This window comes from Algiphilus aromaticivorans DG1253 (genome assembly GCF_000733765.1).
Classification (GTDB): Bacteria; Pseudomonadota; Gammaproteobacteria; order Nevskiales; family Nevskiaceae; genus Algiphilus; species Algiphilus aromaticivorans.
Genome location: NZ_JPOG01000001.1, coordinates 408,006 through 428,580 on the forward strand (window position 1 = coordinate 408,006; position 20,575 = coordinate 428,580).

Here is a 20,575-nt window from a genome sequence, read left to right on the forward strand (position 1 = left end):
TTTCGAGCTTGCTGCCGATCCGCGCCTTTGCATTGCCGTTCGTCGGCCCGTGAGTGCCAGCTGCCTCGTCGGGCGTTAGCGTGAATGCCTTTCGTGCGGGCGAGTCGCCGGCGCCATTCTTCGGAGTCGCTCTATGAAAGTGACAGTGACCGAAACCCTCCGCTCCCGCGCTCTGGCGCAGGTGCTACTTGCTTTCCAGATGCGTGTCGGTGGACGCGTCTTCTACCGGGATATAGCCGAGGCTTGGCGTAGCGAGACCGGTCTGCGCCACGGCGACTTGCGCGACAGTCTCGACGAGCTGGAAGCCCGCGGTGGCCTGCGCTTCCACGATGGTGAGCACGGCTTGCTCGTGGAGTTGACGCCAGAGGGCGGCCGTGCGCTGGATGCGCCTATGGCTACCCCCAGCGAGCTCTTCCGACACTTGCATGCCGGCTGGGTGCTGACGCGCACGCGGCGACGCTATCGCCGTGCCATCACCAGCTCAGCGAGCACCGGCGCGTCCGCACGGCGTGCCGCCGACCAGGGCCTGCGCGCCTGATGTCCCTCAGGCCGCGGCGCGCCGGCGTGCCGCGGCCGGCGCACGGCGGTGGCCGAAGTGCATCGCTTCGTCACGCACGCGGCCCCAGCGCAAGGTGAGCAGGTCCAGCACGTAGTTCTGGTAGAGCTTCCAGGGCGCGCGCGAGCCCTGCTTGGGGAACTGGTCGAGGGCGCGCAGCACGTAGCCGGCGGCCAGATCGATGATCGGCTCCTCCTCCAGCGTCGGATCCTGATTGCGCGGCATGCAGTAGTCGTAGCCGTGCTTGTCCATGTGCTGCAGCAGGCGGCAGACGTACATGGAGGTCAGATCCGCCTTCAGCGTCCAGGAGGCATTGGTGTAGCCCAGCGCGATCGCCATGTTGGGCAGTTCGCTGATCATCATGCCCTTGTAGCTGAGCTGCTCGGGTAGCTGCACGGCCTCACCGTCGACGGAGAATTCGATGCCGCCCATGGCCAGCATCTTCAGGCCCGTGGCCGTGACGATGATGTCAGCCTCCAGCGTTTCGCCGGACTGCAGACGGATGCCCTCGGGCACGAAGCGCTCGATGTGGTCGGTCGCAATGGAGGCCGTGCCGGCACGCAGCGCCTTGAAGAGATCGCCGTTGGGCACGAAGCACAGCCGCTGGTCCCATGGGTTGTAACTGGGCCGGAAATGCGTGTCGACGTCGATGTGCTCTGGCAGCTGGGCGGCGACCTGCTTGCGCAGCATCTTCCGCGCACGCTCCGGGAAGCGCCGGCAGAACTGGAAGAAGGCCATCGACAGCATGACATGCTTCCAGCGCGCGGCACCGAAGGCCGCCTTGCGCGGGATAAAGCGCGATAGCGTCTCGGCGGTGTGGTCCTCGTCGGGCAGCGAAAGCACGTAGCTGGGCGAGCGCTGCAGCATGGTGACGTGGCCGGCCTTCTCGGCCATCGAGGGCACCAGCGTCACGGCGGTGGCGCCGCTGCCGATGACCACGACGCGCTTGCCGCTGTAGTCCAGATCCTCCGGCCAGTGCTGCGGGTGGATGATGTCGCCGGCAAAGTCATCGCGACCCTCGAAGTGCGGCGTGTAGCCCTCGTCGTAGTCGTAGTAGCCGCTGCACAGATAGAAGAAACGGCAGCGGATCTGCTTCGTCTCGCCGTTGCTTTCGGTCTCCACCGTCCAGCGCGCGCTTTCCGAATCCCAGCTCGCCGAGAGCACGCGATGATTGAAGCGGATCTTCTGGGTGATGCCGTAGCGCTCGGCGGTGTCACGCACGTACTGGCGGATGGACTCGCCGTCGGCGATGGTCTTGCCGTCCTGCCACGGACGGAAGGCGTAGCCCAGCGTGAACATGTCCGAGTCCGAGCGGATGCCGGGATAGCGGAAGAGATCCCAGGTGCCGCCGATGGCGTCGCGTGCCTCCAGGATGGCCCAGGACTTGTCCGGGCAGCGTTGCTGCAGGTGATAGCCGGCGCCGATACCGGAAAGACCGGCGCCGACGATCAGAACGTCGAGTTCTTCGTGAGTCATGGCTTGCTCCGTATTCAAGAGGTAGTCGCGGCTTCGCCAAGATGCTCGGCGAGCAGCGTGTTCAGGGCCTCGCCCTGGGTGAGAGGAATCCAGTGCCCGCCGGGCAGGCGCTCGTAGCGCCAGTCGCCGCGGACGAAGTTGGTGGAGGCGCGCATCTGCGCCTCGACCAGGTAGCGGTCGCCCTCGCTCCAGACGCCGAGGGTGTCGGCGGCCACCGGTGGCTGCGAGCCCGTCAGCAGCGCCCAGAGGTTGGCGCGGTAGATGCGCAGCGCCGCCGTCAGGCGACCCGGTGCGGCCAGGCGATGGCGGACCTCGGCGGTGTCGGGGTGGTCGGGCAGCACGCGCTCCAGGCTGAAGCGGCCGCGGCCGAGCAGGACGCGCTCGGCCACGCCGCCGAGCGCGAACAGCCCCATGTACCAGCTAGCGCGCTTCTGCGCCCAGCCCCCGGCCGCAATGGCCTCGACGTGGCCCACCGACAGCGCCACGAAGTGCTTCACGCGATCCGGGAAGTGACCGGCCAGCTGCCAGGCGAGCACCGCCCCCCAGTCGTGGCCGACGACATCGGCCGTCTCGGCCCCGATATGTTCGAGCAGGGCGACGAAGTCGGCCGTGATCACCGGCAACGCGTAGTCGCGCACGCGCGCTGCCATCGCCGAGTCGCCACAGCCGCGCGTATCCGGCGCCACGGCGCGGAAGCCGCGCGCATGCAGGGCCGCCATCTGCTGCGCCCACATGCTGCTGCTGTCCGGAAAGCCGTGCAGCAGCAGCACGACGGGCCGCGCGCTGTCTCCGGGCGCAGAGTCCCGATAGGCCAGCTGCAGGCCGTCGTGAGTGAAGTACTGGACGGTGGCGAGCGTCATCGTTTCAGGACTTGCCGCTGCGCTTCATCAGGATGGGCGTCAGGCGCTGGTAGAGCGTCGGCATCAGCCGCTGCATCTTGTCGAGCAGGACCGCGTCCGGACCGACCAGCACGCGTCGGCTGTTGCGCTGCACCGCACGCAGGATGATGCGCGCGGCCTTGTCGGCCGTGGTGATGAAGTGCTTCTCGAAGTCCTTGCTGGCGGTGGTCTCGTCCAGGCCCAGCGCGCGGATGCTGGCGTCCTGGCGGGCGCTGCGCGCGATGGCGGTCTTGATGCCTCCCGGGTGCACGGTGGTGGCCGAGACGCCGCAGTCGGTCATGTCCAGTTCCTGGCGCAGCGACTCGGTGAAGCCGCGCACCGCGTACTTGGCGGCGTTGTAGGCGCTCTGCGAGGGCACCGCCAGCAGACCGAATAGGCTGGAGATATTGACGATGTGTCCTTCGCCGCTGGCCTTCAGGTGCGGCAGGAAGGCCTGCGTGCCGTGCACCACGCCCCAGAAGTTGATGTTCATCAGCCACTCGAAGTCGCCGATGGCCATGCCTTCCACCGTCGCACCCAGGGCCACGCCGGCGTTGTTGAATATCAGGTTCACCTGGCCGTGATCGGCCACGACGCGCTCGGCCCAGGCGAAGACCGCCTCGCGGTCGGCAACATCCAGCTTCTGGGTGGTGACGCGCGCATCACCCGCGCGCTCGGCCAGTTCCTTGGTCTCGGCCAGACCGGCCTCATTGATGTCGGACAGCGCCAGATGACAGCCGGCGGAGGCCAGCTGAATGGCGATCTCGCGGCCGATGCCCGAGCCGGCGCCGGTGATGGCGGCGACCTTGTTCTGAAATTGCTTCACGCCTGTCTCCGAGGGAATGGTGATCAAGGGCGGCAAGCTTTCCACTGTCCAGCCCCGGCGGCTTGACTTTGCGGGACAATCCTTTGACCCTGTGGCCATGGACGCAATGATCCGTTCGGGCGCATTGCGCGGCTTCGCACCGCTGGTCGAGCGGCTGGGCGGCGCGCCCGGTCCGCTGCTGCGCGCGCACGGCATCACGGCGGAGGCCTTGGCCGATGAGGATGCGCTCGTCTCGCTGCGCGCCACCGGTGAGCTGCTGGAAGCCGCGGCCCAGCGCCTGGACTGCCCGGACTTCGGCCTGCAGCTCGCCGGCACGCAGGACATCAGCATCCTCGGCCCGCTGGCCGTGGCCATGCAGCATTCGGCGACGGTGGCCGACGCGCTGCGCTGCGCGACGCGCTATCTCTTCGTCCACAGCCCGGCCATCGCGCTGACGCCGCTGATCGACAGCCCGCGCGAGCCGGGGATGTCCGAGCTGCGCATCAGCTATCTCGTCGAGGGCATGCCGGAGGCGCGGCAGGGCATCGAACTGAGCCTGGGCGTCATGCACCGCATCCTGCAGTTCCTCGGCCGCAGCCATTACCGGCTGCAACTGGTGACGCTGCCGCACACGCCGCTGGCGCCGATGGTGCGCTACGCGCGCTTCTTCGGAGCGGAGGTGCGCGCGGCGGATCCCTTCGCCGCACTTTTCATCCGGCCCATCGATCTCGATACGCCGCTGGCCGAGGTCAACGACGCGCTGCGCCAGCTCGCCGCGCATCATCTGGAGAGCCACTACGCGCGGCCGGGCGAGAGCACATCGGCGCGCGTGCGCCTGGCGATCAGCCACAGCCTGTCCACCGGCGGCGCCAGCCGCGACCGCGTCGCCGCCATGCTGGCCCTGCATCCGCGCACGCTGCGCCGGCGCCTGGCCGATGAAGGCAGCTCCTTCGAGGACATCCGCGACGCAGTGGCGCGCGAAACGGCGCTGCGCTATCTCACCACCACCGATCTGCCGATGTCTCAGATCGCCGATCTCGTCGGGCTGTCCGAGCAGTCGGCGCTGACGCGCGCCTGCCGGCGCTGGTTCGGCGCCGCGCCCAGCGCTATCCGCCGCGACGGCGCGCCGTCTCAGGCGGCAGCGCGCGCGGCCGCCGGCGAGCCGTCCAGATAGGCCAGCGCCTCTTCGGTGGAAGCCTCCTGCACCGGGTCGTAGTCCGGTCGGAAGAAGGGTAGCTCCTGCCTTATCAGCCACGGCAGCGAGGGCAGGTGACCGGTCCTCGACTGGCGCTGCCATTCCAGCCAGATCCAGGGCCGGAAGGCGCTGGGCTTCATGTCGGCAAAGCGCGGATCCTGGCGCATGATGTGCGCTGCACCGTGCGCCCAAAGCCCGAAGATCACCGGCATGGCGATGCTGGCGAGGTAGTAGCGCGAGACGTAGCCGCCGCCCAGATGGCAGTAGAGGTCGAAGGCCACGCTGCGGTGTTCGATCTCCTCGGCGCCGTGCCAGCGCAGCAGATCGAGCAGCGTCGGATCGGCGCCGGCCTCGTCCCAGACCGTGTTGTGCAGTGCGTACTTGCCGAGCACGCAGGTCATGTGCTCGATGGCCGCGATCAGGCCAAGGCGGAAGAGCAGCCAGCGCCGTTGCAGCGCCTTGGGCAGCGGAAAGCCGAGGGGGCGATCGGCGAGAAGAGCCTCGAAGAGCCAGTCCTCCTGGCGGGTGTTGGACTCGGTCTCGATGCCGTGGGCGTTGAGGTACTCGGCGATGGCGCCGCCGTGGGCGCGCGCGTGCATGGCCTCCTGCCGGATGAAGTTCTGCACGTCGGCGCGCAGCTTCTCGTCGGTGACCAGCGGCAGCGCCTGGTTGTAGAGCCGGCAGAACCAGAACTCGCCGGCAGGCAGCAGCAGATTGATCTCGTTGATGAAATGGCTGGCGAATGGCCGGCCGGGGATCCATTCCAGCGGCGTGTCGGACCAGTCGAAGGCGACCTTGCGTGGTACCAGTGCGCCCTCGGTGCGGCTGGCGGAAGCGTCGTCGTTACGGCTCTTTCGAAGAAAAGCGAGCATGGCGGCCTCCTAGTTGAGTTCGATGCGCGCCAGCCGGCGCGCGAGTCCGGGGGCGAGGCGCGACAGCCAGCGCAGGCCCTGCACCTCGATACCGACCAGCGCCTCCGGCCGGCGCTGCTCCACCGCCGCGACGATGGCGTCCGCGACGGCTTCCGGCTTCAGGTTGCGGCGCTCGTAGAGTTTCTGGATGCGCGCGCGCGACGCCGATTCGGTCTCGGCGTCCTGACCGGTGAAGCGCGTGCGCGTGACGATGCCGGTGTTGACCACGCCCGGATAGATCGCGGCGACATGGATACGGCTGTCGGCGAGCTCGGCGCGCAGACAGTCGCTCAGCATCCGGACGGCGGCCTTGGTCGTTGCGTAGGCGGGCGTGCTGCGCGAGGGCAGGAAGGCCAGCCCGGAAGAGACATTGACGATATGGCCGGCACGGCCCTGCGCGAGCATCTGCTGGCCGAACAGCCGTGAGCCGTGGATGACGCCGCCCAGATTGATATCCAGGATGCGCTCCCAGTCCTCGGCGGATGTCTCCAGCACGCTGCCAGCCATGCCGATGCCGGCGTTGTTGACGACGATGTCCGGTGCGTCGAAGTGCTCGCCCACCCAGCCGGCGAGTGTCTCCATGGCCGCGACGCTGCCGACATCCACTGAGCGCGACCAGGCAGCCACCTCGAGCAGTTCGCAGAGCTCGGCCGTGCGTTCGGCGGCTTCGGCGTCGACGTCCACAGCGATGATGTCCGCCCCGGCGTCGGCCAGTGCCAGTGCGGTGGCGCGGCCGATGCCGGAACCGGCGCCGGTGATCAGCGCCAGCCGGCCCGATTGGCTGCCGCCGCGCCGCGCCGCCCGCATGCGTGCGCGCCGCAGGGGCGGCGTCTCCTCGGCCCCTTCGATGTGATCGACAAAGCCGGCAATGCGCGCGGCGACCAGCTCGGGATGGCTGACCTGCAGCCAGTGACCGGCGTCGACGTCGAAACGCCACAGATTCGGCGCCCAGCGCGGCAGGTCATCCCAGATCTCCGGCACCATGAAGTGGTCGCGCTTTGGGAAGATGAGTTGCACCGGGATGTCGGTGCGCCGCTCGGACGGCTGCGACAGCCGCTTCAGGAAGTTGGCGCGGTAGAGCTTGATGCCGTGCTCGCCGTCGGCGGCTTGCGTCGGGCTGGGTGCCGCCTCGCGGATGCCCTCGACGCGCTCGAGCAGCGCCGGCCACAGGCGCTCGCCGCCGCGCTGCCAGAAGGCCGGCGCCACGGCCGGCAGGTGGAACATGCCGATGTACCAGGAGTGCGCCAGCTGGCGCGCCACGGTCGCCAGCCCCTCCGGTGCGCCGGCGCGCAGGCGCTCCATGGCCCAGTAGCCGGCGTGATCGAGGCTCGGGCCGGAGATCGTCGTGAACGAGGCGATGTGCCCGGCAAGGCGCTCGGTGGTCACGGCCTCCCAGGACTGGATCGAGCCCCAGTCATGACCGACCAGATGCACGGGGCGCTCCGGGCCCACCGTGTCGACCACCGCGGCCAGATCCTTTACCAGGTGCGACAGCTCGTAGGCGCGCGTGTGGTCGGGACGCGTCGAGGCGCCGGCACCGCGCACGTCGTAGGCCACGACGTGGAAGCGCTCGGCCAGTTGTTCGGCCGTGGCGCGCCAGACGCTGGCGGTATCCGGATAGCCGTGCACCAGCACGACGGTGGGCCGGTCGTCCGGCTCCCCCCATTCGTAGACGGCGATTTCGACATCGCCGCTGTTAACGGTTTGTGCGGGCGTCATGTCAGGCCGCCTGCCGTGCGGTCGGCCACAGCCCGCGCGCCTGCCAGCGGCGGACGTGCGGCACGCCCTCGTCGAGCCAGTAGGCGTCGTCCTCGGTGACCACCAGCAGCTCTTCGAACTTGGCGCCGACATCGCGGAAGCCCAGGTGCGGTTCGACCGCCCATAGCCCCGGCGTCGGCGGGTGCTCCGACGCCGCCGAGCTGTTCCATATGGGATTCCAGCCTTCGCGGGCGCCGCGCGCGCGATCGCGGATCAGCTCGCGGATATTTCGCAGGCCGAAGCGGCCCAGCGTCCAGTGCGTCGTGTCCGCTTCGTCGGGCAGCACTTCGACGCGGTGCGCCAGCGTTTCGAAGGGGTAGGCCTTGTGCCGCGGCTCGTAGCCGTGGCGCTGGCAGAGCGCGTCGACGGCGCGGCTGATCTCGGCCAGCGGGCGCCGCGCGCGCACCTGCTCCAGGATCAGCTGGCGGTATTCGGCGAGGTCATCCATCAGCTTGTCGAGGATGCGGTTGGTGCCGATTACACCGCAGTAGCCGATATCGGCGGTGTAGCCGTGCACCGTGGGCGCGCAGTCCAGGATGAAGGGCATGTCCGCCTCCAGCCGGCGGTTGCCCGGATAGAAGGCCGGGTTGAAGCCGCCCAGCTGTGAGACGCCGATCAGTCCGCGAAAGGCGGTGCGATCGCCGAACCAGGCGAAGGGACGATGGAAGCAGTCCTCTGCGCCGTTATCGTCCAGATAGTCCTGCATGCGTGCGGCGACATCGCGCTCGCGCATGCCCGGCGTCATCTCGGCTGCGATGGTCTCGGCGCAGTCGTAGGCCAGGCGCTGGGCCCGGCGGAAGCCTTCCAGGGTCTCGGGGTCGAGGTGGTCGCTGGCGTGCATGGCCGTTGCCCCCGCATCGTCGGTCCAAATGACAGGCTAGCGCGAACATTGTCATTAATCAATGTCACTATACGTGACTGCCGCGGCAAGGTTATGTTCGGCACGGACGCCCGCCGCTAATCTTCCGACGCGCGTGCGACGATGCGATAGCGGATACCGATGGGGTCCTGCAGCCCGAGCAGTCCGCCCAGCACGGACATGGGCGTGATGCCGAAGTCGGTTTGGCGAATGACCAGGCTGCCCTCGGCGCTTAGCCGCTCGTCGTCGCGGCGTACCTCCAGCAGGCTGTCGTAGACCTGCGTGCTGCCGTGCAGCGCCACCTCGACGCGCGCCACCAGCATCGGCCAGTCGCCGCCGATTTCCACCGAGCGCAGCACGATCTCGGGATGGGTCTCGGCGTCGAGCACCGAGTCGCCCAGCATGTTGTCGCGCGTGCCCTCGATCTGCTCTTCGCTCAGCGGCTTGGCGAAGCTGCCGCCGATGGCCGCACGCAGCGCCGGGTCGTCCAGTGCCATGGCCTCGGCGCTGAAGCCCAGCATGAAACTGGCATCGGTGGGCAGCTCCGAGCGCAGCGCCACGAAGCCCTGCAGCTCCGGCGTCGTCAGCACGTGATTCTTGCCCCGGGTGGGCGCCTTGCCGCCGCGGAAGACGAAGATGCGCACCTCGGAAGCCGCCGCGTCGATGCGATAGAGGCGGGTCGCCTCTCCCGCGGCGGCCCGCCGTGCCGCGGCGACATCGGCCAGCTGCGGCACGGTCGTCTCCGCGGCCGGTGGGGGTGGCGGTTCCTTGGCAGGCAGCAGAGCGCAGCCGGCGAGCGGCAGGAAAAAGGCCAGGGCGAGCAGGCGCATGACGGTCCCTTCTGGGTGCGAAGGGGATCAGCCTAGCGCTGCAGCGGCCGGAAAGGGGGCTGTTCAGTCCGTCGGCGTGTAGGCCGGCGGCGGATGCCGGTGATGCGTGGCCTGCTCGAAGGCGTAGGCGATCTCGAACAGCGACGCCTCGTCCCACTTGCGGCCGAATATCTCCAGGCCCACCGGCAGCGGTGTGGCGCCCTCCGTGAAGCCTGCCGGTACAACGATCGAGGGCAGCCCCGTCGAGGCGCTGAAGCCGCAGTTGCTGCCCTGGGTCAGGGCATCGATGTTGCTGGCGAGAGCGGCGCTGTCGCCGTCCAGCAAAGCAGCCAGCAGAGCCTCCGCGTCGGCGTCGACCAGGGTGGCGAAGGGCGGGTCCAGCACCGGCGGGTAGACCAGCGCATCCAGTCCCAGCCGGTCCATCTCGGCCTCGACATAGGCGCGCATGACCGGGCGCTGCCCCTTCGTCGCGAAATAGCGCTCCGAACTCGTGTCGGATAGCGTCTTGGCTGCGACCAGGATCGCTTCGATGAAGGGATGTACCTGGCCACTCAGGATGATGGCGTCCAGCGAGCCCCGAACGGGCTCCGGAATGCTCTGCAGGTATTCGTTGATGTGCGTCTCGAACTCCTGCACCAGCACGGAGACCGACGCGAAGTCGGGCAGCGTGACCGGATCGATCACTTCCGCCCCGGCCGCTTCGATGTCGCCAATCGCCGCCGTCATGATGCGCTGGATCGCGGGGTCGCTGCCGAAGGCGTCGGTGCCGCCGTAGCTGCGCAGTACGCCGATCCGTTTTCCGGCCAGTCCGTCCGCGTTCAGCGCCGCAGTGTAGCTGGCGGGCTGATAGCGCTCCGGGTCGAGCGTGCGTGCATCGGCAGGGTCGACCGCGGCCATGACATCCAGCACCCGTGCGGCATCGGCGACCGTGCGGGTGATCGGCCCGCCGACGTCGTGAAAGTGCGACAGCGGCACGATCCCGTCCTGCGACACCAGCCCCATCGAGGCACGTACGCCCACCAGCGATGCATTCGACGGGGGCAGCCGAATGGATGCGCAGGTATCGGATCCGGTTCCGGCCAGCGCCAGATTCGCCGCCACCGCCGAGGCGGTGCCGCCGCTCGAGCCGCCGGCGTCGGCGCGCGTGTCGTAGGCGGCGCCGACCCGTCCCGTGAAGCTGTTGTGACTCTGCGTGAAGAAGGCGTACTCGGTCATCGTCGTCTTGCCGAGGATGACCGCTCCGGCTCCGCGCAGCCTCTGCACGGTGAAGGCATCGTCAGCGGGCTGCGAGCCGGCGATGGCGCGGGACGCCGCCGTGGTCGGCATGTCGACCGTGTCGAAGTTGTCCTTGAGCAGCATCGGCACGCAATGCAGCGGGCCCTTCAGCGTGCCGTACTCGGCAAGGTGGGCATCCAGCGCGCGCGCCTGCGCCATGGCTTCGGGATGGGCGGCGAGCACGCTGTTCAGCGCCGGGCCGGTGCTGTCGTCGCGATCCAGCGTCTCGATGCGTTCCAGATAGGCGGCAACCAGGCCGGCGCAGCCGATCGTGCCGGCCTTCAGGGCGTTCTGTGTCGTCTCGATCGACGCTTCGATCAGCTGGAAGCCCGCTTCGTCGGCAACGCCGCTGGTGGCGCCGGAACCGCCGCAGGCTGAAAGCAGCAGACCCAGCGACAGCAGCAGGGGGCGACGAAGGCGTGACGACATGGAAGGACTCGATGGCTTGGGCCTCTAGCGCAAGCAATCGATGTGCCAAAGCGGGCCGGCACTGCCCGCCGCGCTTCTGCTCGGGATTACTGCTGTCGCCGCAGGTGGTAGCGCCCGCCGTCGAAGCGGTCGAAGAACTGGCCGAGTGACGGATGCTCGATCTGCTGGCTGCTGTCGCCCGGTTCGAGATGTCGCTCGGCGACATAGGTGCTCTGCATGGAGCCGTCAACCAGAACGTGATACCAGGGCGCGCCCTTCGGCGGCCGGCTCTGCGCCACCTGCTCATACCACGCCTCGCTGCCGCTGTACTCGGGGTCGACGTCGACGATGACGCCGCGGTAGTCGAAGCGATTGTGGTGGACGATGTCGCCGATGCTGAATTTCGGCTGCGTCATGAGTGGGTGCGATCCGTCTGGGTTTTGGGGGAGCTGCTTGCACCAGCCTGCCACGCCTGCGCCTTGAGCACAGCCCGCCCCTGCCTCGGAGATGCGTTGCTTCCGCTGCGAGCGTGCCGGCATAGCGGTCATGCGGCGCGCACGTGGTCGTCCTTGCCATCTTCCCTTGCCTGCGGATCGGCGTCGAAGCGATGCACGGCGATGCCGCGGACCGCGGCCGCCAGGCAGACCGCCTTGTCGATCACCGGGTCACCCGTATCGGCGAAGGCCATTGCCATGCCGCGCAGCTGTGCTGGTGAAAAGGTGGTCGCGTGATGCGCGATCGCGCCCTCGCTCAGCCGGGCGCGCAGCTCGGGATGCAGCCGCGGCGCGACCGTCGTGACACGCGCGCCGTGCGCAAGCGCATGGCGCACGGTTCTCAGCGCGCGGCGCCCACCGCCAACTACGAGGCAGTCGCGGCCGGCCATATCCAGCGATGCAATCAGCGGTGCCGTCACAGCAAGCGGTAGCGGTAGCGCAGCTGGATGTTGCGCGGCATGCCGAGGTTGTCCACGCGATAGGGCGTGTCATCGACGTCGCGCTCGGCGCTCGTGATACCGCTGGCGTAGGTGGCGTCCAGCGCGTTCTCCAGCCGCAGCTGGAAGCGGTGCGGGCTACCTGCTGTGGGCTGCCAGTAGGTGCTGAGGTCGACGATCTCGTGGTTGCCGTAGCGCTGCCGGCCGAGGCCGTCGGGTAGCGTGTCGTTGGTGCGGCCGACATGCACCGCCGCCAGCGTCCAGCCCCAGCGGCCGCCGGCATGGTCGCGACCGAGGCTGGCCTTGGCGAAGAAGCGCGGAATGCCGTCGATCTGCTCGCTGCTGCCGCGTTCGCGGGCGCGTGCCACCGTCGCGCCCAGATGGCCGCGCCAACCGCTGCCGGTGCTCCAGCGGCCGACGATGTCCGCGCCCTGGCTGCGTACGCGCTCGTCGGTGTTGACGAAGGTGGAGCGGCCGCTCTCGTCCGGTACCGAGGCGATCAGATCCTCGATGCGCCGATGGAAGGCCATCAGCTCCCAGCTCAGGTAGGCGCCGGCCAGAGCGGCGCTGCCGCCGTAGCCGAGCTCGAAGTTCAGGCTCTGCTCGCCGTCGAGGTTCTCGTTGCCGCGGGTATGGTCCGGGTCGCGGGCGTAGAGCTGGTAGGCGTCCGGCAGGCGGAAGGCGCTGCCGGCCTTGGCGCGCAGATAGTGGCCGCCGCCAAGCGCGTGACGCGCGGTGGCGTCCCAGATGGTGTTGCTGCCGCCGAGGTCCGCACGGCTATGGCGCGCGCCGACGGCCAGCGCGGTATGCGGCAGCAGCGCCAGCCGTGGCCGGAACTGCAGGAAGGCGGCGTAGACGGTCTCGCTCTGGGTGCTGATGTTGACCACCGCGTCCTGGCCGGAATAGCGCTGGCCGTCGACGCCGAAGACCCACTCGCTGCCGCCGTTGAAGCGGTAGCGCCCCATGACGTTGAGACCGTAGTCATCGAAGCCCCAGGGGTCGCGGTCGTTGACGACTTCCAGGCGGTCGGGATCCTCGGTGGTATACAGCCGCGTGTACTCGGTGTCCCAGCGGTGCCAGTAGGCCTTGAGGAAATAGCTGAAGCCGTTGTCGAAGCGGTGATCCCAGTTCAGCGTGGCGAGTTGCTGGTCGCGGTCGTTGATGGTGCTGAAATTGTCCGTCGGGCGCGCGAAATCCAGCGCGGCTTCGGTGCGCACATAGCTGCCCGTCAGCCGCGCGTTATCGCCGAAACTGCGCTGGGCGCGGCCGGCCAGGCTGGTGACTTCGTAGCCGCGCTCGCGGCCGCGCTCGGCGCTGGACTCCAGATGCGCGTCACGATAGGGCTGGTAGCCGTCGCCGCGGGCGTGACTGCCGGAAAGCACGAAGCGGCTGTTGCCGGCGGCATCGGCCACCCAGCCCTCGAGCTGCTGCTCGCCGAGATCGCCGGCGCCCAGCGCCAGCTCGCCCTCGGCGGCTTCGGCGAATTCGCGTGTGACGATATTGACCACGCCGGCCACTGCCTGCGTGCCGTAGAACAGGCTCTGCCCGCCCTTCAGGATCTCGATGCGCTCGACCATGTTGGTGCTGAGCGTGTCGAGCGGCGAGGTGCCGGCGAAGAGCCGGTTGTTGACGCGCACGCCGTCGATCAGGAAAAGCACATCGGCGTTGCGCGAGCCCTGCAGCGAGATGTCGGCGTAATCGAAGCGCCCGTGCTTGGGCGCCAGATGCAGGCCCGGCGCCAGCATCTGCAGCGCCTGCGCGATGTCGACCGCGCCGGAGGCGCTGATGCGCTCGCGCTCGACGATTTCGACGCGGTTGCCGTAGTCGGCGAGCTCCTCGGAGAGCTGTCGTTCGGCCGGCTCGCCGCGCACTTCCACGGCCTCCAGCTGCTCGACGTGGTCGGCGGCCCAGGTTGCGGTTGCGAAAGCGCCCAGTAGCGCGCCCGCTGCCACGGCGCGCATTCCCTTGCGGTACTGCATGTCGGTCCCCTTCGCCGTGCTCACCCGCACGGCGCTGTGCTGAATGACACGCGTGCGGGGACAGGGACGGGACCGGCGCCGTCGCGGACGACGATGGCCGGAACCGGCCCGTCGTCGCCCACCGCGACGCGTGGCTCGATGCACCGGGCCGGTCTACGGGCTGATGCGTGACGATGCTTGTCGAGCATCGTCTCGGCGGACCGCCTTCCCATGCCGCGAGGGCACAGTGGCGTAGTGGTCCGCCGAAGCAGGGGCCGCGAAGAACGCGGAACCTGCTGCGCAATCACCGTTGCGGGGGCAGCGTCGGCATGCGGCGCCAGATGGCGCCGGGCACCGACTTCCCGTTTAACCCGCCGCGCGAGCGATCGCGCGGCGGGCACCTGGTGCAAGGCGACGGAGGCTAGCAGCGAGGGATGCGCGCGGCAACTGCGCTACCATCCTGCTTCGCGCTAGGTGCCTGCCGCTGCATGCGGCAGGTGAAACGGGAAGCCGGTTGAATTCCGGCGCTGCCCCCGCAACGGTGATGGAGCGCGGAGCAAGCTCGAAGCCACTGTGCCCTCGCGGCATGGGAAGGCGCTTGCTCCCTGAAGAGATTCGACCCTCTTCCGCTCCCGAGCCCGGAGACCGGCCTGGCGTCCGCCGGCGTCGCGCAATGCGCGGCGCCATCCGCTTTTCGCTTAGCCATGCGGGCGGCGTGGCACAAGGAGCAGGCCATGGGCATACCGCCCCGGGCGTCGGCGTGCGCCATCGTCGCCGTGCATGCGGTGCCGGAACGCCGGCCGCTACGCGCATCTCTGGATGCAACGCTTCGAGCGCAGTGCAGGAGCAGGCCATGAGCCCCAAGCGCCTGCTCTTCCTGGGCCATCGCTGGCTCGGCGTGCTGCTCAGCCTATTCTTCGTGCTCTGGTTCTTCTCGGGCATGGTGATGCTCTACGTCGGCTATCCGTCCACCGAGCACGACCGACGGATTGCCGGGCAGCCGCCGCTGCAGGCAGCGCACTGCTGTGACGCCGCGTTGCCCGCCATCACTCCCGACGAGCGTCCGCGCCTGCGCATGCTGGACGGCCGGTTGTGGATCGGCCGCGACGGGCAGTGGCGGGGTGCCGCCACCGGCGAGACGATGGCGTCTCTGGATGCCGAGGCCGTGCGCGCGATGCTGGGGCGGCGTAGCGACGTCGCTGCCGGGGCGATCCACCGCCTGCAGCGAATCGACGACGATCAATGGACCGTCTCCGGCCGCTACGACCCGCACCGGCCGCTGTATCGGGTCGCGCTGGAGGGTGGGCGCTGGCTGCATGTCTCCGGCACCACCGGCGAGCTGCTGCTGGACACCACCCGCGCCGAGCGTGCCTGGAACTGGGTGGGGGCGGTGAGTCACTGGCTCTATTTCACGGCGCTGCGGCGCCATCCCGGCGCCTGGAGCGAACTCGTCATCTGGCTGTCAGTGGCCGGTTGTGCGATGGCACTGGCTGGCCTCTGGGGCGGGTTGAAGCAGTGGCGCTGGCGGCGTCGCAAGCGGGGCAAATCGCCCATTCCCTATCGCGGTGCCGCCTTCTGGCATCACGCCGGCGGGCTCGTCTTCGGCGGGCTGATCTTCAGCTTCATTCTCAGCGGGCTCTTCTCGATGAATCCCTGGGGACTCTTCGATTTGCACGGCGTCAGCGCGCAGGAGCACGCTGCACTCGTCGGCGACGCGCCGCCACTACCCCCGGAGATCCTCGCCGACGGTCTGCGTGACACGTTGCTTCGCACCGGCGGCTTCCAGCCGCGTGAGGCCGAGGCCTTCGCCTTCGGTGGTCGCTGGTGGTTGCGCCTGCGCGATGGCGAAGAAACGCGTCTGGCACCCGTTGCCGGTGGGCCGCTGCGCGAGACGCTGCCGCGCGACGAAGTTGCGGCCGCGGCCGATCGCCTGGCGATGTCGGCGCCCGAGCGCGACCGCGCCTGGCTGCGGCAGGCCGATCGCTACTACTACAGCAGCCGGGGCGAGCGCGTCTTCCCGGTGCTGCGGCTGCGTCTCGACGACGCCGAGCAGCGCTGGTTCTACCTCGATCCGGGCAGCGGGCGCATCGCGCTGAAGGCGGACCGCGCGCGTCGTGCCTATCGCTGGTGGTTCAACGGGCTGCATTCCCTGGATTTTCCCTGGCTGATCCACAACCGTCCGCTCTGGGATGTTGTCGTCATCGGGGTCAGTCTCGGCGGGCTGCTGGTGGCGGCCACCGGCGTGCTGGTGGGCTGGCGCCGCCTGCGCACGGCACTGTTGCGGCCGCGGCAGCGCTCCTAGGCTCGCTCCGCTCAGGGCTGTTGTTGGTGGCGCTGCCACTTTCCGGATGCGTCGCGGCGGTAGTCGACACGCGCGCGCAGTCGGTGCCATCCACTTGGCCAGAATCCGATGCGGTCCGGCTCGAGGCGGTAGGCGCGCCAAGCATCGGGGCGCGGCACGCGCTGCTGGTCGAACTCCTGCTTGTAGCCGCGCAGCCGCTCCTTGACGGCCTCGCCTTCAGCTTTGGAGTTGCCCTTCTCGGACATCCAGGCGCCGAGCTGCGCTTCGCGCGGTCGCTTCGCCCAGTAGCGGTCCGATGCCTCGGTATCGAGCAGCACGACCTTGCCCTCGACCACGGCCTGTTCCTGCATGCCGGGCCAGTAGAAGCAGAGTGCGGCGCGCGGATTGGCCTGCATCTGTTGGCCCTTGCCGCTGCTGCTGCTCGCGAAGAAGAGCAGGCCGCTTTCCTCGGTGCGGGCCACCGCGATGATGCGCACCGAGGGCCGCGCCTGGGCGTCCGCGGTGGCCAGCGAAGCGGCGGTGGGATCGCGCTCGCCCATGCTGTAGGCCTGGTCGATAAGGTGCCGCAGATGCGCTATGGCTTCGCGGTAGTGGTGGTCGCTGGCGGTCATGGTGGTTCGGGGCGCGGGCGGAGTACGGGGAGCCCATTGATTATGATGCTTGGTCGTTTGCGCACAAGGGCAGCAGCCCGTGTTCCTTCCGCGGTTTGCCGCGACTTTGCTTTGGTGGCGTCGATTCAGCGCCGCATGTACTCGCTCATCACGGCTTTCTCCGGACCGACCCGCCGGCGCTCGCCGTGGTGCGCGACCGCTGCCGCTTCATGGCAGTCGATCCGGCGCGTCGGGAGATGCATCGATGCCGCGCAGCCAATCCGTGATGCCCTCGATGGCGGCGACGCGAAGGTAGCGCTTGTCGTTGGCCGGAATCGTCAGCCAGGGCGCCTGCGGGCAGTGCGTCCGTTGCAACATTTCCCGGATAGCGGGTCGGTAGGCATCTCGCCGGGCGTGATTGCGCCAGTCTGCCTCGCTGAGCTTGTACTGCTTACGCGGGTCGGTGGCGCGGGCCTGTAGCCGCGCCAACTGCTCGTCGGCGTCGATCTCCAGCCAGAGCTTGATGAGATCGATGCCGCTCTCCACCAGCTCGGCCTCGAAGCCGCGGATCTCGCGGTAGGCGCGTTGCCAGGCAGGCGCTGGCAGCAGATCCTCGGCGCGCTCGACCAGGACCCGCCCGTACCAGGAGCGATCGAGTACCAGTAGCTGGCCCGGAGGCGGCAGCTCGCGCCAGAAGCGCCATAGCCAGTGCTGGTGCGCCTCGGTGGCATCCGGTTCTCCGATCGGAACGATGCGGCGATCCCGGGCATCGACGCCGTGCACGAGTCGCCGGATTGTGCCGCCCTTGCCGCCGGCATCCCAGCCCTCGAAGACGATGATGGTGGGGCGCCCGGCGCGGGCGCGCTCCTGCATGTGGTGCGCGAAGGCTTCCTGCGCCGCGTGCAGGCGTTGCTTGTAGTCGGTTCTGCGCAGCCGCAGCGGTGCACTCCCGCTCAGCTCTGGTCGTGCCCCGCGGGGCTTGGCCAGCCGCGCTGTCGGTGGCCGGTGAGGCTGCGGCAGGCGCCGGGTGAGCGCGTTGGCCAGGGCCTCGGCGACGATGATGCTGCGTGCTCCGGCAGCACTGCCGTCCAGCACCTGCCAGCGCGCACGGGGGGTGTCGGTGACGGCGAGCAGGCGCTCGGAATGGGCGACAAAGTCGTCGTATTCGGCCAGGTTGCGCCACTGGTCGGGGCTCGCGCGCCAGGCTGAGAGCGGGTCTGCACGCAGCGCATCGAGTCGCTGGCGCTGGGTGTCTGCATCCAGATGCAGCCAGAATTTCAGGACAAGGGCGCCGTCATCGACCAGCCGACGCTCGAAGCGGCGGATCCGGGCCAGCCGGTGCCGGAAGCGCACGTCGTCGTCGCTGCCGTGCACGCGCGCCAGCAGCGGCGCCGAATACCAGCCCGAGCGCACCAGACCGATGCGTCCGCGTGGCGGCAGATCGCGCCAGTAGCGCGCCATCGCCGGGCCGCTATCCGGCTCGTTCTCGGCGTAGGCGAGGATGTCCAGATGACGCGGGTCCATCCAGTGGCCGAGGTGATTGATGCTCTCGTGTTTGCCACCACCGTCGACGCCGGCGAGCACCAACAGCACCGGGAATGCCCCGCGCGCGGCGAGTAGGCGTTGCAGCCGCGGCAGGGATTCGCGCAGCGCGTTGCGCCGTTGGTGGTAGACCGTGTCGGCCAGCTCGGGCAGTGCCGGCGGCGGCAGGTAGGGGCGTTGATGGGGGCCGGAAGCAGCGTGTGCCATGGCCGCAGCCTAACGCAGGCTGCTTGCTCCTCCGCGGGCACGCGACTTTCCGTATGTCGGTTCGCTGCTGCCGGCCGTTCCGGAGGTCTCCCCCACGTCGCGTCGAAAGGATTCTCCTGCACGTCTTACTCGCCGCCGAGACGACCGTGCTCCCACTATCATCGCGTCCGACCGAGGCTGCGGCCCCGGCACCCATCGATCTGCTCGACTCGGCAGTGGCGCTGACTCGGGAGAAGGAGCGGGCGGCGCTGCGTTCCAGCCTGTTGCGCACGCTCTCGGAGATGCTGCCCATCAGCGAGTTGCGGATGCAGGATGTTGCTGCGGCGACACAGGAGGAAGCCGGCGAAGGTTGGTACATGCTGCCGCTGGCGGGGGTGGAACGCGAAGGACGCGTGCTGGCCGTACAACTCGCCGAGCCGCGCGATGGTGACGAGCGCATCCTGCAGAGCTTCTTGCGGCTCTACGAGAATTTTCTCGCTGTCATCGACGAATCCGAGCGCGACCAGCTCACCGGAATGCTCAACCGCCGCGCCTTCGACCTGCGGCTGGGTGCCGTCACATCGGGTCTGTCCGGCCCTCTGCCTTCCGGGCAGGCTTGGCTGGCGCTGCTCGATATTGATCATTTCAAGCGCATCAACGACGGCTACGGCCATCTCTTCGGCGACGAGGTGTTGGTGTTGCTGGCGCGCTTGCTGCGAGCCCATTTCGGCGTGCGCGAGGGTGTATACCGCTACGGTGGCGAGGAGTTCGCACTCGTGCTCGCTGGCGAGACGGCGGAGGCCGTGCAGCGGCGCCTGGACGGCTTCCGGGCGGTGGTTGCCGAACAGCGTTTCCCCGGTGTGGGGAATGTCACCCTCAGTGCGGGCTTCTGCGCGATCGCGCGCGGCGTGGCGCCGCCGCTGTTGGTGGAGTATGCCGACCGCGCGCTCTACGCCGCCAAAGACGGTGGGCGCGATCGCGTGGTTGCCTATGAGAGCCTGCCCGAAGCGCGCCAACGGCGCTCTGGCGATATCGAATTGTTCTGAGAGCGCAGAGCACCTGCGGGGGCGAAGTGACTGCGGGCGCGTGCCTCAGGTATGCACTGAACGCCTCGCGAGCCAGCAGCCAATGCCCGCCAACAGCGGCGGAGGCTAGGCGAGCAGCGTTGCGCCCGCGCCCGCGGCCAGCAGTTCGCGCCGGCGCTAGGAACGTTTCAGCGGGGAAGCGGAAGACCAGTGGCGCATGTCCAGTGACCGCGAAGGCCGGTGCGATCTCGCGCCACGTCAGTCCTGCCGCGGCGTGTCTTCGGTGTCGGCTTCGGTTCCTGGCTCGGCGTTGTCGGGGCCGCCTTCGCCGCCCTCAGTCTGCCGTGCTTCCTTCTTCTGCCGCTTTTCTTCCTTCTTGCGGTTCTTCTTCAGCTCGCGCTGGCGTTTCTCGAACGAGTAGTTTGGCCGTGCCATGGTGGCTCCGTTGCTTGAGACGCCCAGTGTAGTGGGGATGTCGCTTCGCTGCCGGCGGCGGAGGGCCTTACTGGCTTAGGCTTGTCGCCCTTGCCTCTGAGCCTGTCATGGACCTGCTGCTACCGCTGATGCTGTCGATTGCCGCGGCCTTCTGCTGGCTGCTCGCTGTGGGCGAGGGTCGCGACGGAGCCGATGGCGGCCTGCGGCTGCGCGGCGGCGGGCGCCGCTATCGCTACTCCCCGCTGCGCGCCGTGACGCCGGCGCTGCTCGGCGCCGCGGCCCTGAGCTTCGGCTTCGAGGCCGCGCGCGCCAGCGGCGCATTGCTGGTTGCCGCTCTGGCCACCGTCGTCGGTCTGGCCGCGTTCGGCGTGGCGCTGGCGCGCTACCGCGCCAGCGTCGACTATCTGCCGGGGCAGGGCCTGCGCATCAGCGGCTGGTCCGGCCGGCGCGAGATCGCCTTTGACGCCATCCATTCCGCCGCCTTCATTCCCGGCGGCGGCTGGCGGCCGGACAACTACCGGGCGCGCCTGCGTCTGCAGCTCGATGGCGGGCGCGTAATCACGCTGAACGAACAGCTGCGCGGTTTCACCGATCTGGTCCAGCGTGTCGCTGATGAGTCTCCCGAGGGAATTCTGGAGACGCGAGCGCGTTGAGC

Annotated in this window: 19 protein-coding genes and 2 riboswitches; of the genes, 5 read left to right on the forward strand and 14 right to left on the reverse strand. The window is 68.9% G+C overall.

Annotated elements, in window-relative coordinates; genetic code table 11:
* Positions 1-133 precede the first annotated feature (133 nt).
* Positions 134-538, forward strand: coding sequence for a hypothetical protein (locus U743_RS01975; protein ID WP_043765137.1), 405 nt, complete (start codon positions 134-136; stop codon positions 536-538).
* A 6-nt stretch (positions 539-544) separates the two neighbouring features.
* On the opposite strand, the gene U743_RS01980 is transcribed toward U743_RS01975, so the two are convergent.
* From U743_RS01980 to U743_RS01990, 3 genes are read right to left on the reverse strand one after another with little or no spacing between them, the layout of a single operon-like run.
* Positions 545-2,032, reverse strand: coding sequence for a flavin-containing monooxygenase (locus U743_RS01980; protein WP_043765139.1), 1,488 nt, complete (start codon positions 2,030-2,032; stop codon positions 545-547).
* A 14-nt stretch (positions 2,033-2,046) separates the two neighbouring features.
* Positions 2,047-2,892: an alpha/beta fold hydrolase gene (locus U743_RS01985; protein WP_043765141.1), complete on the reverse strand. Its 846-nt coding sequence runs from the start codon at positions 2,890-2,892 to the stop codon at positions 2,047-2,049.
* Positions 2,893-2,896: 4 nt separating this feature from the next.
* Entirely contained in the window at positions 2,897-3,736 is an 840-nt protein-coding gene (locus U743_RS01990) for an SDR family NAD(P)-dependent oxidoreductase (protein WP_043765142.1), read from the reverse strand.
* Between the two features lie 97 nt (positions 3,737-3,833).
* On the opposite strand from U743_RS01990, the gene U743_RS01995 reads away from it, so the two are divergent.
* Positions 3,834-4,889 carry an AraC family transcriptional regulator gene (locus U743_RS01995; RefSeq protein ID WP_043770708.1) on the forward strand — a complete coding sequence of 352 codons (1,056 nt, stop codon included), beginning with the start codon at positions 3,834-3,836 and terminating at the stop codon, positions 4,887-4,889.
* Here the strand turns inward: U743_RS01995 and U743_RS02000 are convergent.
* From U743_RS02000 to U743_RS02035, 8 genes are all read right to left on the reverse strand, one after another.
* Positions 4,847-5,782, reverse strand: coding sequence for a metal-dependent hydrolase (locus tag U743_RS02000; protein ID WP_043765144.1), 936 nt, complete (start codon positions 5,780-5,782; stop codon positions 4,847-4,849). The genes U743_RS01995 and U743_RS02000 overlap by 43 nt on opposite strands.
* Positions 5,783-5,791: 9 nt before the next feature.
* Positions 5,792-7,540: an SDR family oxidoreductase gene (locus U743_RS02005; RefSeq protein ID WP_043765146.1), complete on the reverse strand. Its 1,749-nt coding sequence runs from the start codon at positions 7,538-7,540 to the stop codon at positions 5,792-5,794.
* Position 7,541: 1 nt separating this feature from the next.
* The gene (locus U743_RS02010) at positions 7,542-8,420 is read right to left on the reverse strand and encodes a M24 family metallopeptidase (RefSeq protein ID WP_043765148.1); all 879 of its coding nucleotides are present in this window, start codon (positions 8,418-8,420) and stop codon (positions 7,542-7,544) included.
* Positions 8,421-8,536: 116 nt separating this feature from the next.
* Positions 8,537-9,268 carry a YceI family protein gene (locus tag U743_RS02015; RefSeq protein ID WP_043765150.1) on the reverse strand — a complete coding sequence of 244 codons (732 nt, stop codon included), beginning with the start codon at positions 9,266-9,268 and terminating at the stop codon, positions 8,537-8,539.
* 63 nt (positions 9,269-9,331) lie between these two features.
* A complete protein-coding gene (locus U743_RS02020; protein WP_052367421.1) occupies positions 9,332-10,972 on the reverse strand; it encodes an amidase in 1,641 nt (546 codons plus the stop codon).
* Positions 10,973-11,058: 86 nt separating this feature from the next.
* On the reverse strand, positions 11,059-11,367 hold the full coding sequence (gene hspQ, locus U743_RS02025; RefSeq protein ID WP_043765151.1) for a heat shock protein HspQ: 309 nt from the start codon (positions 11,365-11,367) through the stop codon (positions 11,059-11,061).
* Between the two features lie 128 nt (positions 11,368-11,495).
* Positions 11,496-11,834, reverse strand: a complete 339-nt coding sequence (locus tag U743_RS02030) for a precorrin-2 dehydrogenase/sirohydrochlorin ferrochelatase family protein (RefSeq protein ID WP_156966300.1) — start codon at positions 11,832-11,834, stop codon at positions 11,496-11,498.
* Positions 11,835-11,860: 26 nt separating this feature from the next.
* On the reverse strand, positions 11,861-13,861 hold the full coding sequence (locus tag U743_RS02035; RefSeq protein ID WP_052367423.1) for a TonB-dependent receptor plug domain-containing protein: 2,001 nt from the start codon (positions 13,859-13,861) through the stop codon (positions 11,861-11,863).
* A gap of 129 nt (positions 13,862-13,990) precedes the next feature.
* A riboswitch (cobalamin riboswitch) is annotated at positions 13,991-14,260 on the reverse strand.
* 35 nt (positions 14,261-14,295) lie between these two features.
* A riboswitch (cobalamin riboswitch) is annotated at positions 14,296-14,508 on the forward strand.
* Positions 14,509-14,693: 185 nt separating this feature from the next.
* Here U743_RS02035 and U743_RS02040 point away from each other — a divergent pair.
* A complete protein-coding gene (locus tag U743_RS02040; protein WP_043765153.1) occupies positions 14,694-16,142 on the forward strand; it encodes a PepSY domain-containing protein in 1,449 nt (482 codons plus the stop codon).
* Between the two features lie 11 nt (positions 16,143-16,153).
* Here the strand turns inward: U743_RS02040 and U743_RS02045 are convergent, their stop codons facing one another.
* On the reverse strand, positions 16,154-16,753 hold the full coding sequence (locus U743_RS02045; protein ID WP_043765155.1) for a pyridoxine/pyridoxamine 5'-phosphate oxidase: 600 nt from the start codon (positions 16,751-16,753) through the stop codon (positions 16,154-16,156).
* A 207-nt stretch (positions 16,754-16,960) separates the two neighbouring features.
* Positions 16,961-18,481 (reverse strand): hypothetical protein, encoded by a 1,521-nt coding sequence (locus U743_RS02050; protein ID WP_052367424.1) that lies wholly within the window; start codon positions 18,479-18,481, stop codon positions 16,961-16,963.
* A gap of 146 nt (positions 18,482-18,627) precedes the next feature.
* On the opposite strand from U743_RS02050, the gene U743_RS02055 reads away from it, so the two are divergent.
* A complete protein-coding gene (locus U743_RS02055) occupies positions 18,628-19,506 on the forward strand; it encodes a GGDEF domain-containing protein (protein WP_052367425.1) in 879 nt (292 codons plus the stop codon).
* 237 nt (positions 19,507-19,743) lie between these two features.
* Here U743_RS02055 and U743_RS19220 read toward each other — a convergent pair whose 3' ends face one another.
* Complete coding sequence (locus U743_RS19220; RefSeq protein WP_198021883.1) at positions 19,744-19,920, reverse strand: hypothetical protein; 177 nt, start codon at positions 19,918-19,920, stop codon at positions 19,744-19,746.
* A gap of 107 nt (positions 19,921-20,027) precedes the next feature.
* Here U743_RS19220 and U743_RS02060 point away from each other — a divergent pair, with 107 nt between their 5' ends.
* Positions 20,028-20,573, forward strand: coding sequence for a hypothetical protein (locus U743_RS02060; protein ID WP_043765157.1), 546 nt, complete (start codon positions 20,028-20,030; stop codon positions 20,571-20,573).
* The last annotated feature ends 2 nt before the right edge of the window (positions 20,574-20,575 follow it).

What these genes read in the sequence shown, in the direction of transcription:
- U743_RS01985 (WP_043765141.1), bottom strand. Translation starts at nt 2,892, where the DNA reads ATGACGCTCGCCACCGTCCAGTACTTCACTCACGACGGCCTGCAGCTG.
- U743_RS02005 (WP_043765146.1), bottom strand. Translation starts at nt 7,540, where the DNA reads ATGACGCCCGCACAAACCGTTAACAGCGGCGATGTCGAAATCGCCGTC.
- U743_RS02045 (WP_043765155.1), bottom strand. Translation starts at nt 16,753, where the DNA reads ATGACCGCCAGCGACCACCACTACCGCGAAGCCATAGCGCATCTGCGG.
- U743_RS02035 (WP_052367423.1), bottom strand. Translation starts at nt 13,861, where the DNA reads ATGCAGTACCGCAAGGGAATGCGCGCCGTGGCAGCGGGCGCGCTACTG.
- U743_RS02015 (WP_043765150.1), bottom strand. Translation starts at nt 9,268, where the DNA reads ATGCGCCTGCTCGCCCTGGCCTTTTTCCTGCCGCTCGCCGGCTGCGCT.
- U743_RS02020 (WP_052367421.1), bottom strand. Translation starts at nt 10,972, where the DNA reads ATGTCGTCACGCCTTCGTCGCCCCCTGCTGCTGTCGCTGGGTCTGCTG.
- U743_RS02050 (WP_052367424.1), bottom strand. Translation starts at nt 18,481, where the DNA reads ATGGCACACGCTGCTTCCGGCCCCCATCAACGCCCCTACCTGCCGCCG.
- U743_RS02060 (WP_043765157.1), top strand. Translation starts at nt 20,028, where the DNA reads ATGGACCTGCTGCTACCGCTGATGCTGTCGATTGCCGCGGCCTTCTGC.
- U743_RS02010 (WP_043765148.1), bottom strand. Translation starts at nt 8,420, where the DNA reads ATGCACGCCAGCGACCACCTCGACCCCGAGACCCTGGAAGGCTTCCGC.
- U743_RS19220 (WP_198021883.1), bottom strand. Translation starts at nt 19,920, where the DNA reads ATGGCACGGCCAAACTACTCGTTCGAGAAACGCCAGCGCGAGCTGAAG.
- U743_RS01995 (WP_043770708.1), top strand. Translation starts at nt 3,834, where the DNA reads ATGGACGCAATGATCCGTTCGGGCGCATTGCGCGGCTTCGCACCGCTG.
- U743_RS02040 (WP_043765153.1), top strand. Translation starts at nt 14,694, where the DNA reads ATGAGCCCCAAGCGCCTGCTCTTCCTGGGCCATCGCTGGCTCGGCGTG.
- U743_RS02030 (WP_156966300.1), bottom strand. Translation starts at nt 11,834, where the DNA reads ATGGCCGGCCGCGACTGCCTCGTAGTTGGCGGTGGGCGCCGCGCGCTG.
- U743_RS02000 (WP_043765144.1), bottom strand. Translation starts at nt 5,782, where the DNA reads ATGCTCGCTTTTCTTCGAAAGAGCCGTAACGACGACGCTTCCGCCAGC.
- U743_RS01980 (WP_043765139.1), bottom strand. Translation starts at nt 2,032, where the DNA reads ATGACTCACGAAGAACTCGACGTTCTGATCGTCGGCGCCGGTCTTTCC.
- hspQ (WP_043765151.1), bottom strand. Translation starts at nt 11,367, where the DNA reads ATGACGCAGCCGAAATTCAGCATCGGCGACATCGTCCACCACAATCGC.
- U743_RS01975 (WP_043765137.1), top strand. Translation starts at nt 134, where the DNA reads ATGAAAGTGACAGTGACCGAAACCCTCCGCTCCCGCGCTCTGGCGCAG.